12 protein-coding genes are annotated in these 18,000 nt (G+C 48.4%); 2 read left to right on the top strand and 10 right to left on the bottom strand.

All coding sequences use genetic code 11. The features are described from left to right. Nucleotides 1-7: 7 nt before the first annotated feature. Nucleotides 8-721: an NlpC/P60 family protein gene (locus ACJJJA_RS12260; protein ID WP_444904771.1), complete on the bottom strand. Its 714-nt coding sequence runs from the start codon at nucleotides 719-721 to the stop codon at nucleotides 8-10. Nucleotides 722-1,300: 579 nt separating this feature from the next. Here ACJJJA_RS12260 and ACJJJA_RS12255 point away from each other — a divergent pair. Together ACJJJA_RS12255 and ACJJJA_RS12250 are read left to right on the top strand one after the other, a co-directional pair. Then, nucleotides 1,301-3,037 carry a caspase family protein gene (locus ACJJJA_RS12255; RefSeq protein WP_444904770.1) on the top strand — a complete coding sequence of 579 codons (1,737 nt, stop codon included), beginning with the start codon at nucleotides 1,301-1,303 and terminating at the stop codon, nucleotides 3,035-3,037. Nucleotides 3,038-3,039: 2 nt separating this feature from the next. Continuing rightward, on the top strand, nucleotides 3,040-3,924 hold the full coding sequence (locus ACJJJA_RS12250) for a hypothetical protein (RefSeq protein ID WP_444904769.1): 885 nt from the start codon (nucleotides 3,040-3,042) through the stop codon (nucleotides 3,922-3,924). A gap of 243 nt (nucleotides 3,925-4,167) precedes the next feature. Here the strand turns inward: ACJJJA_RS12250 and ACJJJA_RS12245 are convergent, their stop codons facing one another. The 9 genes from ACJJJA_RS12245 to ACJJJA_RS12205 form a co-directional block, all read right to left on the bottom strand. Beyond that, entirely contained in the window at nucleotides 4,168-4,968 is an 801-nt protein-coding gene (locus ACJJJA_RS12245) for a peptidoglycan recognition protein family protein (protein ID WP_444904768.1), read from the bottom strand. Further along, nucleotides 4,968-5,102 carry a hypothetical protein gene (locus ACJJJA_RS12240; RefSeq protein WP_444904767.1) on the bottom strand — a complete coding sequence of 45 codons (135 nt, stop codon included), beginning with the start codon at nucleotides 5,100-5,102 and terminating at the stop codon, nucleotides 4,968-4,970. Before ACJJJA_RS12240 ends, ACJJJA_RS12245 begins: the two co-directional genes overlap by 1 nt. Nucleotides 5,103-5,377: 275 nt before the next feature. Next, complete coding sequence (locus ACJJJA_RS12235) at nucleotides 5,378-5,683, bottom strand: hypothetical protein (RefSeq protein ID WP_444904766.1); 306 nt, start codon at nucleotides 5,681-5,683, stop codon at nucleotides 5,378-5,380. A gap of 10 nt (nucleotides 5,684-5,693) precedes the next feature. Beyond that, nucleotides 5,694-6,614 carry a hypothetical protein gene (locus ACJJJA_RS12230; protein WP_444904765.1) on the bottom strand — a complete coding sequence of 307 codons (921 nt, stop codon included), beginning with the start codon at nucleotides 6,612-6,614 and terminating at the stop codon, nucleotides 5,694-5,696. Between the two features lie 126 nt (nucleotides 6,615-6,740). Further along, nucleotides 6,741-6,896: a helix-turn-helix domain-containing protein gene (locus ACJJJA_RS12225; protein WP_444904764.1), complete on the bottom strand. Its 156-nt coding sequence runs from the start codon at nucleotides 6,894-6,896 to the stop codon at nucleotides 6,741-6,743. A 126-nt stretch (nucleotides 6,897-7,022) separates the two neighbouring features. After that, entirely contained in the window at nucleotides 7,023-7,502 is a 480-nt protein-coding gene (locus ACJJJA_RS12220) for a hypothetical protein (protein WP_444904763.1), read from the bottom strand. Beyond that, entirely contained in the window at nucleotides 7,495-7,839 is a 345-nt protein-coding gene (locus ACJJJA_RS12215; RefSeq protein WP_444904762.1) for a hypothetical protein, read from the bottom strand. Before ACJJJA_RS12215 ends, ACJJJA_RS12220 begins: the two co-directional genes overlap by 8 nt. Nucleotides 7,840-8,027: 188 nt before the next feature. After that, nucleotides 8,028-16,661, bottom strand: a complete 8,634-nt coding sequence (locus ACJJJA_RS12210; protein ID WP_444904761.1) for a GH36-type glycosyl hydrolase domain-containing protein — start codon at nucleotides 16,659-16,661, stop codon at nucleotides 8,028-8,030. After that, nucleotides 16,658-17,635: a universal stress protein gene (locus ACJJJA_RS12205; protein ID WP_444884900.1), complete on the bottom strand. Its 978-nt coding sequence runs from the start codon at nucleotides 17,633-17,635 to the stop codon at nucleotides 16,658-16,660. Before ACJJJA_RS12205 ends, ACJJJA_RS12210 begins: the two co-directional genes overlap by 4 nt. Between the last annotated feature and the right edge of the window lie 365 nt (nucleotides 17,636-18,000).

The raw sequence follows: 18,000 nt of genomic DNA, 5'->3' as shown, positions 1-18,000 counted from the left end.
ATTCAATTTATGCTTCGTTTTGAGAAATGAGCATTCCGTTGGGGCTGGCAAATCTTATTTGTGCGTCAATATCTGAGCTGGTTATAGGCCATCGAGCAGAAATTAAGCGATTTTTAACTATTCTTTTTATATTAACGCTATTTGATTGATTCCCACCGAGGATGTGATACGCATGGTCGTCTTCAGCCCAATAAAAGCCGACATGCCCCTTCCAGCTATCCTTGGACTCTCGCCAAAAGACCATTGTTGCACCTAAGCGTGGGCTCACTTCTCTTCCGAAATTCTTCCAATTTTGAGCGGTGAGTGGACTTGTAGGTATTACTTCCTCAGGAAGCTGTGATGCAATACAGTGAGCGGTGAAAAGTCCGCACCAGGGAATATCATCGTCGTGGTAATTAAATAGATCAAGGTCTTCTGCCCAGCCTAGAATTGCTTCATTCGATCCAGCTCCAGGTTTCTCGCGTGTACCAATGAGGTCAAATGCTGTCTCCAGCCAAGGCATTGATACTGGAATATCAAACTCTCTACTTATTGGGGCGTCATTAGCTTTGAAGAGAGCTGCTCGGGTTCTGGGGCCAACAATCCCATCTCCAATTAGATTTTTTGACCTTTGAAACTCTTTAATCGCCTTAATAGTTAATCTTCCACGAATCCCATCAATGGGGCCCGTATCAAATCCTAGCCTATTCAAGGCCTCCTGAATATCACGTACAGTCATCATTAGCTCCTAATATATTAGGTGAGTGAGTTGAGTGAAAATTATGTACTTACATCTGTATCTTGGGCATAAGCTACAGTATGAATATATGATATAAAAATATGCTTTGGTAACCCTCAAGATAAATGCTAGTAGATGAGATTTAATTCTCCATGTTTTCTAAATTTTAGTGCACAAAGATAAGTATAAATTGAAAGATAGGAGTTTCATGATTCTGACAGTGTTTTTTTGGCGCTCATTCAAAGTCTATTTAGATCACGCTAAACAGTTAGTTTACTTGTATGAAATGAAAAAACATCAAAACATAAAATCACCTCCACCTTGTTAAGCAACTGAAACTTGATTGCATTGGTTTCAGGTTGGATATATGTTAATGGGAAATAATCAAAAAATTGATAGATAAAATAAAGCTGTGCAAAGATTTTTTACGAGCTAAGGGTGGTGCTAAGAATTTCAATGTGTGTCAATTCAGGTTGATTAATTTTTAGCTATAAAAATTCTTAAGTTTAAGCTCTGGGCTATTCTATGGGTTATAGTCTATCCTGCAGCAAGAAGAGCTGCTCGCCCAGCCTATGAGGTCTTATGAATCGTACTGCTATATTAATCGGAGTCCGTCAGACAGATATCCTACCCGAACTCCCTGCAGTTTGGGACTGCGTGGAAAGAATGACCAAATGGATGCAATCTCAAGGGGTCAATGATGAAAACATCCGGGTAATTACTGATAAAGAGAAGCCTGTTACATTCATGGAAATTTGGGAAGCTGTAAAGGAGTTTGTCGACCTTCACACGATTGATCAATTGATTATTTACTTCTCAGGTCACGGCATTAACATTCATAGGAATGAATTCTGGCTTTTATCTAATGCTATTGTTAATACCAGTGAGGCCATAAACTTGGAAGGAAGCGTTGATCTCGCACGAGATAGTTCAATTCCTCATGTGATTTTTATTTCCGACGCCTGCCGCACTGCAGCTGACAGCTCAATAGCACATGGAGTCAAAGGTGGTGAACTATTTCCGAATTACGGTCCACAGGTCAAAGAGCAGAAGATAGATCTGTTTTTTGCTACTAGAGTCGGAATGCCCTCAATGGAGATCGTCTCCAAGAAGAAATACAAGGGTGTTTATACTGAGACTCTCGTTGAGGCTTTGCAAGGGGACCATGCTCATATTGTAGAGATGGATACGAACATTGGAAGAAACTTAATAAGACCCCATCCCTTGAATGATTTTCTTGAAGTTGAGGTGCCAAAACGTACCTTTAAATTAGTTGGAAAGAGTCAGGTGCCTAATGCGCGCATCACTTCAACTAACTCTTGGCTATCTGAGTTGCCGCTAAAAGCAACTGAATTAAATTGGGCTGCACCCCCTGAAAACTCCTCCCCTTCTTCCGATCATGATCTAACATCACTGTCCCAGCAAGCTTTAGTAAATGTGATTAATCAGCAGCCTGCTGACATTAAAAGTATGATCTCTCAAGTGTCCACTCACGTGCTGACAGAAGCTAGGGCCTTTGATGATTTAGTAGCTACATGTGCTCGTACGTTTGGGCCGGAGAATCTTGAGTCAAAATGCGGATTCAAGATTTCGGGAAAGAGGCCAGTTGAAGCTCTAGCAATGAATGCAAGCGTTGAGATCTTAGGTAATGATTTGAATACCGTGAATGTCCAACTTGAGACTACTGGTCCAGAGAATATCTTACTTATTTTCGATGATGGCACAGGGGTCGTATTACCCGCAATTCAGGAATTCATTGGTGCGTTGACCTTCGCTGATGAAGGGCTTATAAGTGTTAACTATGATTCAATGGCTACATCGTCGCGTTGGGGGGAATTCAAACCCGGCCAAAGGGAGCTACAGCAGCTACGCTCAATAGTTACAGCAGCGACTGCGATGGGATCTTTCAGCCAGAGCAATGAAGCTGTGCTAGAAAAAATTAATAGGATTATACTATCTAACGTGATCGTTGACCCGTCCCTGTCCATCTATATGTCATATGCATATAGAGATCTAGGCAACCGTGAGCCTATACATATGCTTGCTCGCTATTTACGAAATACTCTTGGCTTTTGCCTTTTTGATGTGGCCATGCTGTCTAGGGAACTAGACGGTCACACTATGGGGGATTCAGGTCAAGTATTTCCTTTTGCGCCACTATTGTCGCAAGGTTGGGCTCTACTTTCTGCCTGTAAAATTGTTAGCCCAAATTCGCTTAATTCTATTCGTGAATATATCGTCCCGAACTCTTTCTGGACGTTATATAATCCAGATGGCGTTAATGCCATCCACTTAGCCATGCAACATAAGGAAGTATAATTATGAGAGAGCTTGTCTTTGTTCATGGAAGGGCACAGGAATTTAAAAGCTCAACCCAATTAAAATCTGACTGGATTGATGCCTTTCGTAAAGGTTTGGCAAAGAGTGGACTAGATCTTCCTATCCCTGAAACAAAGATACGATTCCCTTACTATGGGCAGACTTTACATGACTTGGTAAAAGGATCTTCAATAGAGAACTCAGCAAAGGTAATTGTTCGAGGCAGTGGACCAAGTCGAGAAGAGGAACTTTTTTTTATTAATATACTTGAGGAAATCAGAAAGAATTATAATGTTTCAGATCGTCAGCTAAGGGAGGTAGATGATAGTCAGGTTGTCGAGAGGGGGATTTTAAACTGGGAGTGGGTTCAAACAATCCTAAAAGGAATTGACAGGTTTGTACCAGGTGCTAGCAGTACCTCAATAGCACTTTTCATCAAGGATGCCTACGAATATCTGGTCAATACCGGACTCAAAAGCCTCATCGATGATGGGGTTCGAAATGCATTTGATCCAAATGTAGAAACTGTCGTGGTAAGTCACTCTCTAGGTACAATTATTTCCTACAGTCTACTAACAGCTGAGGGCGATTTTCAGGGCTGGAAGGTTCCACTGCATTTGACTCTGGGAAGCCCGCTGGCTGTGACATCGGTCAAGCATAAACTAAGCCCGATACGTTTTCCTAAATGCGTTGGTCATTGGTTCAACGCGATGGACGAGCGTGATGTTGTAGCACTCTATCCTTTGAATAAGAAATATTTTCCTATCACTCCTTCGATTGAGAATAAAACAAATATCGATAATCATACATCGAATCGACATGGAATAGATGGGTACTTAGACGATGCGGAAGTTGCACTCCGGATCTACAAGGCGCTGACAGCTTAAAAATAGTATTTACATATGCAGCGACCCAGTTATTTTTATGTTGGCATAACGATTGGACTACGCCCGAAAATCACACACGGTAATCCTGATGAGTTTTTGATTTGCGAGCGATAGTTAAATAAAAATATCGATTATCAAATAAGGTTGAAACGATAGCAATATTTCTAATGCTTGCCATAAAGATAAGTGGTTGCTATCTGTGCATGAACCCGTTTTAAATGGCGACGTGAGCATCATATGTCGCTAGATACTGTCAAGTATGGTCCAGGTTCTCGGCCCAATAATTCCATCTGGCACAAGTCCATTATCTCTCTGGAATTTTCGAATGGCCGCTTCAGTAATTGGGCCGAAGTGACCATCAATTTTATCATCAGGAAATCCAATTTTTCTTTGTATATCCCTCACTACAAAACGTAAATTTGATGAGTTTCCACGACGCAAAGTCGGACGATCCTGGCTATCTTTTGTCGGAATCAATGGGGGAGGTACTTGACGATCCATTATAGATTGGACATCTTTGCGAAACTCATCCATATCTATAGTATGAGGATCAGGTTTCGCTTTCCATTCCTTGTGGCCACAGCACCAACTTGAATCACGACCCAGCTTGGCCAGTATCGCCGCTACACCTCTTTTGTATGCATCAAGTTGTACTTCTGGCCAAGGGTCAGCCACTTTTCCATTTTTTGACTTAGCGTATCCTGTATTTTCGGCTTCTATTCCAATGACATTACGATTCCCCGACACACCTTTCCAGCTTCCACTCCCGGCATGATTTGCTTTTCCAGCAGCGATAATATAATAAGTACCATCTCTAGCTAGGCCAAGTTGCGCGAGAGGCCCGCTAAGATCTCTACGCCCATTTTTAAGAGTATTCAACGAGGGCATATTACCTTTAGCTGCTCCAGCTGTGTGGTGGCAAACAATTCCTTTAATAGAAGATGACATATTACCATTGCCTCGGCTTGCCCAACCATCGACCTCCGCTATTTTAAGACCAGCATCTTCCAGAACAGATGGGAGCCAGGTTAATTGATATGGCATTAGGCGACTCCTCCATATGCAGCAGGCAGCTCTTCATCAAGCGTTATACTTTCTTGAATAGTTTCAGAATCTTCTGAGTCGCATAAGCAACCATCAATTTCGTCGCTCTCTATATATTCATCTTCGTCGCTCATTGGTTTCTCACTTTGTTCCATGTCTGGATATTAAGACCTTGATTTTTAGTCATTCACTATTTTATAAAAAATTATAGAATTCTGTGGCTCTCCTCTTGCAGTTAATAATTGAAAGGATAGAAATAATATTGTAAGAAATGAAGGACCGTGTGACTTAATTTTTCTCAGGCATGTGCTACTTCATTTGATTCATGATTGATTCATGCTGATATTATTGTAACTATATAGCTCATGGTGTTTTTCATTGAGCTTGCTTAAGTTCATACACTTTCAAATCAGCTATCTCTTAATCTAAGTTGATTGATCGCGCTAATGGCATTTGAAACTTTCTGAATGGCCAGATCAGGCTTGCTTAAACCATGAGTGGCGTCTTTAGTTTTCTTGGAAGCTTCATTTAGTGCGGCTGTTACAGTCTTATACCTTTTCGTTTTTTTACTTATTTCTTCAGAAATCAAATTTAATTGTATTGTGCGTAATAGGTCAATTTTTTCAGTGATATCCCAAGATGGCTCGCTTAGGGAGTCCCTAAGCATTTCCAGCGCTTTAATTAATCTTTCTATTTCGGAAATTAACCTTTTCATTACTTTCTCTCTAAGGATTAATTTTTAGAGATTCAAGGGTGTTAGCCAGCTCTTGAACCTCTTTCGAGTAAGCCTCAATATCTCCAGCTGTATAAAAATTATCTTTTATAACTTTGACTAGTTCTGAGTTGGCTTTTTTTAGACCACGGATAACACCTTTTGCTGTTCCACTCATTTCACTTGCATAAATGATGGAGCTTTCAGATAAGGCTAGCGCCTTAACGGCCCGATAACGCTCTGAGGGCGAAAATTCACCTCCTGAATCAACGATAAATTTAGCAATATTATGAAGCTGCTGCGCAGTTATCCAGTATGCTTTAAGGTACCCATGAGAATCTGATTCTAGTGCGAAATCTTCGACCAGCAAGTCGGCAAGATGATCTACTGGACTTTCATAGGCAGGGATTATTTCTTTAGCAGATTTAGCTTTCTTATGGCTTATCCAGAAGGTTCCGAAGCCCACAGCTAACTTGTTAATCATATCCTTGCTTTTTTCTGGTAAATCGATATTTGGTGTTGTAGCTATATTGCTGGAAAATGAGTTTGCGGCTTTTTGAATATTTTCTTTTCTGTTAGTTGACGCTAGTTTTATTAATAACTCTCCGTAAGATTGCAGGGCTTTTACCGCTGCAATTCTTGCTCTAGTATCCTCTACAGATACAGGATTTTTTAGATCCAAACTGTTTGCCTTCTTAGTGTTGTTTAGGGCGATAATTTCAATCTTCATTTTTATAATTTCGCTTCTAATCTTCTGGAATTCCTTCTCTCCTAAGCTTCCAACTTTCTCTGTTGCTGCTCCGAAGTTTTGTATTTTAATAGTTTGATTTATGGTTAGTCCGCACCCACTTAGAAGCACAGTCAATATAAAAATCCCCATAGCTAGAATTAAACTTCCAAGTCTATAGGTAGTAGGCAGCTTCTTAATTTTCATTAAGATTCCTTGACAATCCAACTTGTAGCACCCTCTCGTTTATAACTCATTTATTGATCCATAAAACTTTCGTCGTAATGAGGGCATAAGACATCACTGCCACGTCAAATGCTGCGTCAAAATGGGTCATGTGGTTACAAGAAGGGTATCTAAACCGCCTGTTGAAAAAACTTTCTTGTAGCGATAGAGAGTGCCTCTCGATACGCCAAGCTTCTTATAATCTTTTGAGATGTTGCCAGGCTCTTCTGCAAGATTGATGATACGATCATTACCATAGATCATGGGGTTTGTCCTTAATTTTGTTATTAGATTTTGGCGCCTTTATCAAAATCGGCCACCCTTTCTTTTTCAAGAGGATCTATCAGATTTAGTCTGAATTAATACAAATCAGTCATCAAGGTTGTAGTGCTACTTATGTGAACCCTCTTCTGACGGGCCTTTTGTATTCCCTTTGTTATCTTCAGCGTGAGAATTTATTGAGTCTGAAGTTCCATTCTTTACATTGTTATTTTCAGATGATTTTTTTGAGCTATGCTCCCTGCCTGTTGACTTACCTAAAATATATCCTGCAATAGTTCCCAGCAAGCCAATAACCGGGGCGATTTGTTCTTCAGAATATCCAGCAACAACCAGGTATATCGCTGAGATTATAATCAATATGGTTCCACATGCGCGAAGGACATCCCCTGGGTTTTTATCTTTACTTATCAAATAGGCCACTATAAGCGCAAAGAGTATTCCAATTAACAAAACAGCTAAGCTGGAAGTCTGGCTGTGCTGATCCAGAGAGGCGGAAATATCTTCATATTTGTTAGATTCAATAGATTCTAATTCTGTGTGATCGGATTCTATTCTTGCCTTTAATTCATTAATACTCTCTTCACTCACTTTCATATTCCTTTAGTTTTCTTTCCAATTGGTCAACTAAGTTTTTATAGTCGTCAATCATTCTCTCGCTAACCATTAATTTCTTTTCAAGAATTGAGATTCTTGCATTAAGCTTACTTATTTCAAGTGCAACCTTTTCTATGTTACCTGCAGCCATCAATGCCTCTTTCCTTATGGCAAGACTAATTTCTTGATCATTTGCGATGGCTGATATTTCTTTATGTGCATCTTTTAAGTTATTAGAGCTTTCCAACTGAATTTCGGATGATGCGATGCTTGATGCGAAGATTAAGATTGCTGTTAGTGATATTTTACTTGCCGTAGAAGTGATAGACATCGATAAACCGTCCCAGCTTGATTTCTAAAACTTAAGCCTAGCCTGTTCGATAGTTTACTTCCCAAATAACCAATGAATTGTCACTTATTATTTTAGGTTGTAAATTTGTTTATGCATCTTTCAGGGCGCAACAGGTGAACGCTAGGTAATTAATGGATAACCACAAAATTTTTAGGACGTAAATACTATTAACAAAATATAATAGTGATTTTATGCTCCAGACCATCATCCTTAAGAGGGATTTTCCCCGAGGAGATGTTTTCACCGTCCAGAGTCAGTGACTCTATTTCTCGCGGACAGCCACCGCAATTACTGATGTCGATCTCATAGCGACTGCTGCCAAAGCGCAGCGATAAGTGATAGTTATGCCAGGTTTGCGGTAGGCAGGGTTCGATCACCAAGTGATTACCATCAAGAATTTTTGCCCCGAGCAATGCCTCTAGTGCACTGCGATACAGCCAGCCGGACGCTCCGGAATACCACGTCCAGCCACCGCGCCCCACATGGGGGGCCACGCCGTAGACATCGCCGGCTAATACATAAGGTTCGGTGCGGTAGCGCTGCACACCTTCGGCAGTATCCGTGTGAGTGACCGGGTTTAATAGATTGAAGTAATGCCAGGCCTTCTCACTTTGGTTCAGCCCGGCGGCGGCCCAAACTGCCCATGTCGCGGCATGGGTGTACTGGCCACCGTTTTCACGGATACCTGGCGGATAGCCTTTGATATAGCCGGGGTCCTTCTTGGTTTTATTAAAAGGTGGCTTGAGCAAAAGTATCTGTCGAGCGAGCTCGTTTACCAGATGCCGGTTAGCTGACTCCATTGCCTTGTGGGCACGTTCAGTGGGTTCTTCTTGGGAGAGCACCGACCAGGTCTGCGCGATCAGATCAATTTTGCACTCATCACTCTCTTTAGAACCAATCGGCGTGCCGTCATCGTAATAAGCGCGCCGATACCAGGCGCCGTCCCAGCCGCTGTCTTCTACCTGCTGACGGAAATTTTCTCCCAGCTGACGGTAGTATTCTGCCAGTGCAGAATCGCCGATGTAGTCGCACAGGGGTGCCATATCCCGACAAACTCGCAGTAAAAACCAGCCCATCCATACACTCTCACCGCGGCCGGTGGTACTGATACGGCTAAAGCCGTCGTTCCAGTCGCCGTTGCCGATTACCGGTAGCCCGTGCGGTCCTACGGCGCCGGCGCGCTCAATTGCGCGGCAGCAGTGCTCGTACAGAGATCCGGATTCATCGCTGCTTTCAAACTCGGCGTAGCGTTCGTGCTCATCTTTGCCCAGTGGTGCCCCGGCAAGATAGCTGACCGGTTCATCCAGGATTTGGTAATCACCCGTGGTGCGAATGTATTGGGCTGTAACAAATGGCAGCCACAATAAGTCGTCGGAGCAGCGGGTGCGCACACCGCGTAAGGGATTTTCATGCCACCAGTGCAGTACATCTCCATCCTGGAACTGGCGTGAGGCAGTGCGCAAAATATGTTGGCGTGTCCAATCGGGATGTGTCCACAGCAGTGCCTGTACATCCTGAAGCTGATCACGGAAACCAAAGGCACCACTGGATTGATAGAAGCCGCTGCGGCCCCAGAGGCGGCAGGCCAGGGTTTGATAAGGTAGCCAGCGGTTTACCATCAGCTCGGTGGCCTTATCGGGCACTCGCACCTGAACAGAACCCAGATAATTCTCCCAAAACTGTTCGAACTCGGCCTGGGAGTTTGCGGCTCTTTGTGGATCCCGGAATTCACCGGCCAAATCCAATGCCTGGGCACGATCAATCCCCTCCCCCATCACAAAATAAATGTGTTGGGTTTCGCCGATAGCCAGATCAATATGGACTTGATAAGCGGCGCAAGGGTCGCCGCCAGACTGCACCCTTCCGGAGAGGCCAATCCGAAACAGTGCCTCCGGAGCCTGTGGGCTCCCGGTACTACCAATAAACTCATGCCGATCTGTGGTCAGACCGTGAGGTGGCAGGCTGGCAGTCAGGAAGGCGACACCGGGTTTGGCATCCGGGACAAAGGCGTTGCGGGCCAATAACGTATTGCTTTCTGGTATGAACTCACTGACTTGATGAGCCCAACTGTTGCCGCGGGTCAGTCCCATTACCCACTCCACGTAGTAGGTGGCCGTTAAGCGGCGAGGCCTGTTCCAGCCATTTTTCAATGTCAGCCGGCCAATTTTCACCGGAGCAGTGCGATCGACCGTAATACGCCAGGACTGCTCAAGGCCGTGGCTGTTATGGCGATACTCGGTGTAACCTGCCCCATGTCTTACCTGATAGTCGGTCTCGGCGGGCCGCGGGGCCGGGGTTGGAGACCAAACCTGGGCGCTCTCTTCATCGCGTAGGTAGAGGGTTTCACCACTGGGGTCGCGGACCGGATCGTTATTCCAGGCGGTCAGCCGGTGTTCACCACTGTTGCCGCTCCAGGTACAGCAGGAACCCCCTTCGGATACCAGACAACCGAAGTTGGGATTAGCGATGATATTTACCCAGGGTGCTGGAGGGCGCTGGCCCGGTTCTTCCGGCTTGCCTGCTTGTAGATGCAGGATGTACTCGCGCCCATCCGCTGAAAAACCACCCAGGCCATTATCAAATAAAAGATCATTTGGGCGTTGCAGGGCTGGTGTTGGTAACTGGGCATAACCTGCAGATTGCACCGGTACAAAAGGAGGCAGCGGCTGCATCTGAGCCTGTAGTGCGGTGGCACTATTCTCCAGCTGCGTGGCCACTGGCCCTGCTGAGGAATCGAGCAATACCCGTGCGGCAGCCAAAAGGCCCATACGATCAGACTCTGGCAGCTCCTGGCCTGGCACCATCACCACTGAGCCGTTTAGTTTGCGCATAGTACGACCGCGAATATCGGCGATCATCTCCTGTAACCTGTCGCGGGTCTGCTGGGAATAACCGGCGGAATCCTCATCGACAATAACCAGATCTATAGCCAGGCCGCGGCCGCTCCAGAGAGTGTGGGCTTGCAGAATGGGCTCGGCAAAATCAATGCCCTGCTCACTGCGCACCTGCAGTAACAGGATTGGGTTATCTCCGGAGATGCCACGGCTCCACAGGCAACGCTGAATATGATGACTGCGGGCCAATACTCGGGAAGAGGCGCGCAGCCCGCCGGATGGAGCTAGTACAGCGGAGAGCAACTCCATCATCCAGTAGACATCTACCGCGGGGATACGCAGGTTGTGTAACTCCTGTTCAGACTGCATTCGCGCCAGGTCGTATACCCAGCGTGCCTTGGGCCGCGAGCGATAAGAGCGCAACACAGCCAACAACTCCCGGCGTGACTTACTGGCGCCAGTCAGGTAGATCACTTCGACTTCAGAATGAGGCGAAATAGAAATTTCTTGGGCTGAGGCAATTACCGGGTCTAATACAGGGCCTGTGGTTCCCGTGAAGCCTTCCAGGCCTCGTCGCAGGGCCAGAGGCCTTGCCGGGGACCCGCCGCGGCCGAGGAAACGTACCCGATCGGTTTCCCAGCCCAGCTGGTGACTTACATCGGCAGAAACCAATGCGCAGTGGGCTAGATATATCGGTTTTTCCTCGCCGCTGCGAGGCCGCCTTCGATAGAGCATTACCTGCTCATCGGGCAGGTACTGGCTCTCCACAAACAGTTTGGCAAAGGCGGGATGACGCTGGTAATCGCGTTCTGGCGCCAGCACCACCTCGGCATAATCCGCCAGCAGCAGGTGGCGGCTGCGATTGCTCTCATTTTTGATCACCAGTCGGCGAGCTTCTAAGTCATGCTGGGAACTGAGGGCAATGTGTAAGCGGCAGAATAACTCCGCTTCACGGCGCTGGAACTCTACTTCCTGTGGTGAGAAGTTGGCCATACAGTGGCCGGCGTCTCCGCCACAGGGGGCCAGCCCCACAGAAAATAGCTCGCCGCTATCCAGATCGCGGACATAATTCCAGTGCCCGCCCTGGTGTTGGGTCGGATCTGGCTGCCAGCGTGTCAGGGCAAGATTGTGCCAATAGCTGCCACCTGAACCATCTGCTCCCAGCAGCAGGGTGTGGTGGCCGTTAGAGAGCAGGTTGTATTGCGGATAGGGTCTCCCCGGAAGAGCAGACCAGCTCTGCAGGGCTCCCTCGGCGTGGAAACTGCGCTGTAGCCCCGGCTGCTGCCAGGGTCTTAGTGCCGGCCGCGCGGTGGGCAGGCGTTCGTGCAGTAGTGGTGTCAGGCCGGCAATGCGTACATCGCTGTGGAAGCGTTGTTGCATTATGTCGTCGTGGAGGTAGTTATTAATGGCCAGCAGGATCATGCCCTGGTGGTGGCTCATATAGGAGCGCACAGTGCGTGCGCGTCGAGGTATAGCTTTGGCCGTACGGCCATAGTCAATCGCTTCATACAAACCGAACTGGCCGTAACCACCTTCGGCGCGAAGCTGGCGCAGGTTCGCCATAACCCCTGCGGCATCGAATGGTAGTGCCATCATGGAAGCATAAGGCGCTATAACCAGGCGTTCACCAAGGTCGCGACGAAAACCGATACCTGGCACTCCAAAGGCGCGGTATTGGTAGTGCAATTGGCTGTCCAGTTCGTAGTAACCAGATTCGGCGATACCCCAGGGCAGTTCGAAGCGGCCGGTAAACTTGCGATGCACTTCAATGGCATTGCGGCAGGCCCGCCCTATCAAACTGTGCTCTGGCGTTTCCATAAACAGCCGCGGCATTAAATATTCAAACAGGGTCGCACTCCAAGACATCAACACCACCCGGCGATGAAGGTGCCGAAATGGTCGCTCAAGGTGGCGCCAGTGGCGCGCCGGTACATCGCCTTTGGCAATAGCGAGGAAGCCGGTCAGGCGCGATTCTGAGGCGAGTAAATCGTAGTGGTTGGCGTCTAGTGCAGCATCGGTAATGTTGTAACCGATATGAAATAGATGCTGATCGCGATCGTAGAGGAAGGCGAAATCCATCTCTTCCACCCAGTTGAGTGCCCTGGTGGAAAGGCTGGTAATGTCTCGGCAATAACTGGCGGCATTTTCCCGTGCGCTTTCCAGTGCGCTATGCATTTTTTCACACCAAGAGGCGGCTTCATCGTGCCCTTGTGGTTCTGCAGCGAGGTGATTTTGCAGTTGCAGCAGTTGTTGTTCCGCAGCATCGCAAAAGTCTGGCATGGTCGATAGGGAAACCGGGATTTTCAAAGTATCTGCCAGGGCGAGATAAGCTTTTCTGACATGCTCCACACCCTCTCGGCAGACTTTGGGTGGTACCTGCATAAGTCGCAGCCAGGGTTCGAGCGCCTCCTGATAGCGCCTCGCGGCCACTGCATGGCGGTGCAGTTCATCGAGCCATTGGCGTAGTCGACCGAGATCCTCTGCGCTGAAATTTTTTTCGTCACCCTCGATCAGCGCCAGCATCTGCTTCTGTAGCCAGGGTACATCTCTCTCATAGATATCGTCGATGGTTTGCCACCAGCGATTGTGCTCCGCGCCGGCTTGTAAACGTTGGCGAAACTGCGCTAGCTGCGCGTTGATCTCACGGATTTCGTTGGGGGCGGAGTCCGTATCGACCGGCTGCAGGGTTTCTGCCATGGCATCGAGGGTATCGGTGATCCCCAGTACCAGCTGGCGTCCACTCAGTGGTTCACTTTTCAGGGATTCCAGGCCGGAGGCCAGGGTTAGTAAGCTGCCGGCCAGGTTGCCGCTATCCACGGTGGAGACATAGCGGGGGTTGAGCGGGTGTAGTTCGCGGGTTTCGTACCAGTTGAGAAAGTGTCCGCGATAGCGCTCCAGTCCGCGCATACGGTCGAAGCTGTTGTTGAGTCGAGCTAATAGCAGGCTGAGATCAACGTAACCAAAATCGTAGGCGCTGAGAATAGAGAGCAAGCCCAGCCCGATATTGGTGGGGGATGTACGCCGGGCCAGGACCGCCAGGGGTTCTTCCTGATAATTATCTGGCGGCAGCCAGTGATCGTCAGGCCCCATAAAGTGTTCGAAGAAAAACCAGGTTCGCCGGCTTAGCAAACGCAACTCGCGCTTGTCCTCTTCTGATAGAACTGATGGCTCCAGCTCTCGCGGTAAATTGATATGGTGAAGAAGTTGGGGTGCAAAGAGCCAGGCCAACAAAAACGGTGCTGCAGGTAAGAGACTGGCGGGAACCCAATAAGCCAAGCCTGCAGTTACCAATAGAGCGATCAGTGGGGAAACCCACATCGCACGCCAACTGCCAAACGCAGTCAGTGCACTGCTGACAGAGCGATTCACATGTGCCGCTGATGTCCATTGCAACAAATGGCGGTGGGAAACGCGCAGCCGATAGAGTGTGCGTACGATCGCATCCAACGCGTTAATCGCTTGCACCGGGAGCAGAACCAGCGATAGCAGCCAGTGTAAAAAGCGCTGCTGTAGAACCGCCGGCCCTCCTCGGAAATGAAGATGGGCGCGGCTGGGATCAGCGATGCTGCGCCAGACCATTGATAGTAATTCCTGCCATACCGATGCGGAAGACAACAAAAGTAGCGCCGAAGTCCAAGCCCAGGCATGGCCTGGTAGCCAACCGCTCCAGGACAGCAGAAAAAGTGCCAACAGGCAGGGGGCCTCCAGGCTGCGTCGCAGATTATCGACGATTTGCCAGCGCTGAATTGTCGGTAAAGGGTTGTCGACTCGTTCACCGCTATCGACCGGTACACGTTTGCCCAGCCAGGAAAGTATCTGCCAATCACCGCGAATCCAGCGGTGCGAGCGGCGCAGCATGGCGAAAACATTAGGTGGGTATTGTTCATAGAAGACTGCATCCGACAGCAGCCCTACACCACCGATGGCACCTTCGATTAAATCGTGGCTGAGGATGGCATTTTCTGGAAGATGCCCGGCCAGGGTCTGGGAGAAAACCTCCGGATCGTAAATTCCTTTACCGGTAAATATCGCCTCGCCGAACAGGTCCTGGTAGGCATCCGAGACGGCGTGGGTGTAGAGGTCTACGGTGCGATCACCGGCAAAAATCTGGCTGAATAGGGTTCCATCAGAGCTAGCCGGGTCGGTTTCCACCCGGGGCTGTAAAAATCCATAACCTGCTACCACTCTTTGTGTGCTGCTGTTGACCACTGCGCGATTGAGCGGGTGCGCTATGGCACCAACGAGGCGTCGTGCGGTGTCTGGTGGCATCTGGCTGTCGGCATCGAGAGTGATGACATAGCGAATGCCTTGCAGCTGTTTGCGATCGCCAAAACAAGTGGTAAAACTGTGCTCCTCATTGCCAGACAATAGTCTGTTGAATTCGATCAGTTTGCCGCGCTTGCGCTCCCAGCCCATCCAGCAGTTTTCCAACGCATTCCAGCGACGCTCACGGTGTAATAGTAAAAACGGTGATCTGCCCTCATCGACCCTGTGGCGTTCGTTCAGGGTTTCAATAGATGCTTTGGCGATTTCTAATAATGTTGTGTCCTCACTGGTACTTTGCGTATCGGCGTCTGCAAAATCACTTAAAACTGCGTAAACAAGATTCCTATCTCCGTTGTTGAGGAAATTGATTTCCAGACACTCGAGAATCCTTTGCATATCCTCCGCATCGGCAAACAGTACCGGCATAACCACAACCGTGCGGTATTCACTGGATATGCCCTTATCAAAATCCAGTTTTGCCAGCAGGCGCGGGGGCAAGCAGTGGGTAATCAAGCCGTTAACCAGAGCCAGGGCCATACCGACCACTGGCACTGCGGTAACCAGCAGTACCAATAACGTCAAAATGATAGAAGCACCGCTCCAGAGTAGATAAACAGCCAGGGCAAGTAGCGGTGGAATCGAGAAAAGAGCCAATCCGGAAAAGAATACCCTGGATGCCTTGTGCAATAGCTGCCAATGAAGGCGCTGCAGAAAGCCAGGGCGATAGTCCATCAGGGTTTCCAGCTGTGGACGCCCTTCATCTATCAGGTAGTATCCCACATGCCGGGTGCGCTTATCGGTTTTCTGTACGCCGCTCAGTTCCACCACGCACTGGGCAACCTGCTGCTCGGTTTTGCCACTGCCGCGTGCCAGCTTTTCTATCACATCCCGGTATCTATCGCGGGTTTCAAAATCCATTCGGCGGTAGGCGTCTGCAGGGTCTTTGCGCAATATATGTTCTACACGGCTGAGGGACTCAACAAAATCCCGCCAGTTACAACTGCGCAGTTCTCGCAGGCTAATGATACCGCTGGCAATGCCAACGCTGAGTTCCTCTTCTGTAGCGGTATGTCCTCCCAAGGCATCCTCGGCCAGCTGCGCCAAGTGCTCCAATAGGCAAAGGCGTAAAAGTGCGGGCAGTGCCCAGAGTTCGCCGGTGGTTAAAACAGCATCCTCCTGGTAGTGCTTAACCAACAGGTGAATGGATTGAATATCTACGGGTTGGGAGAAGTCGGTGATCAATGCATCGGCAAGGACATGCAAACGCAGGTCGACACTGCCGTCTTCGGCAGAAACTTGTGGCAACTGCTTTAAGTAGTTCACCGGCAGGGACTCACATACCAACTGCAGGGCTTCCTGGACCACATGGCGGTTATCTAGTAGCCACTCTTCACTGCGAGTACTTTTTTCGCCCGCCTCTACCCGAGTGGCGAGATGCCGATAGATTTTCTCGAAATGTTTTTCTAACTGACGCAAGTGCAGTCGCAAGCGGTAGCCACCACCGGTACCGACAGGGCTTGCGTGCTGCTTGGCCAGCGCGGCTATGTCTTCCAGGCGCTGCTGTTCATTATCCCGGTTCGAATTGTTACCAATCCCGTGGGCGGTACTCCCAGATTGAGTACCGCTTTGCTCGGACTTTGCATGTACAAAGAACTTGTACCCCTGGCGAGCGCCCTGCTTTTTCCAAAACCGCAATTTCATCGATGCGCTTCATTTCTTACCGGAAGAGTTGAGTGGCGAATTTGGCAGGCTATGTTGTCAGCGCGCAGAGCCTGTAATTGGGATTCCTGCAAATCCTGGAATACCAGAACCGGCAGGTTACTGTGGGATATAACGGAGTGGCAGACGGTACCCGTTACGTGTTGCTCACCGGTTTGCCAGTCGTGCGCGCTCATGGCAATCAGATCGACATCCTCTTCCGCAGCAGTGGCATAAATACACTCGGCGACATTCTGTGCAACCAGCAGCAAGGGCCGCACTTTGATGCCGTTTTCCAATTGGCGAGCCATCTCCTCCAAGTAGACTTCACCCGCGCGTCGATTGCATTCGACAAACTTTTCCCGTGTGGCGTGTTCTTCGCGGGTGATCGGCATTTTGCGGGGCATATCTGGCACAGCAATCACTTGCAGCAGAATCATTTCCATTTCTTGCCCACGCATCATTGATGCCGCCTGGCAAGCAACCCACTCGGAATGAGAGGAACCATCCATCGAGACCAGAATACGGCGGTAAGCCATGTTTTCCTGGGCCGGAGGTTTTAAACCCGGATGCACTATGATGAAGGACCGCCCAGAGCCACTAAAAATCTTTTGGGCGGTGCTGCCGAAATCGAAACGGCTGACGCCACCCTTGCCGTATGCAGTGAGTACAATCAGATCGATATCGACCTCATCGCAGTACTCTACAATCTGCTCTGCTGGGCGCCCCTCCACCACAGACTGGCTTACAGTAATACCCTGCTCCGAAATGGGCTCAGCCAAACGGTTGAGGTAGCTACGCAGCTCTACTCTGCGCAGCCGCCAGTCCACCGGATCTATGCTCTGCTCTTCAGAATTTTGTACATGAAGAAGGTGAATTTTTGCACCACTGTTCTGCGCCAGCATAACTCCATGGGCGATGGCCTCTTCAGCGATAGCTGAGCCATCTAGAGGAAGTAGGATTTGTTTAAACGGCATCTCATTACTCCCTACCGGGGCCCGGCCTGGATCTTCACTAAATGTCATAAGGTTTTATGGCGGAAAGTTTTACTTGCTCGCTACACTGCTGTTCCGGGTTTTAACCTTGTGTTAAACGCGATCCCTGAAAAGCTCTCTAGCACGGTTAAGCTCAAGAGTATTGCAAAGTGTCTATGACGGTGTTGCCCCTGCTGCCAACCTGCAAAAATGTGCTCTATGTCACTGAAAGTTTCAGTTTTGGTAGAGCTGCGCTGGCTTTCAACACACATTGAGAGCATCTGATCACTAGTAATAAGAATAAACCCATAAAGAGGCAGCAAATTGTGAGCCAATTAAAGCGGGGCTTAGGCTGTAGGGTTGGTCAG

It is taken from the genome of Microbulbifer mixtoriginis (SeqCode) (assembly GCF_052466865.1).
The sequence above is the reverse complement of the archived record's forward strand: the minus strand, read 5'-3'. Positions and strand labels throughout refer to the sequence as shown.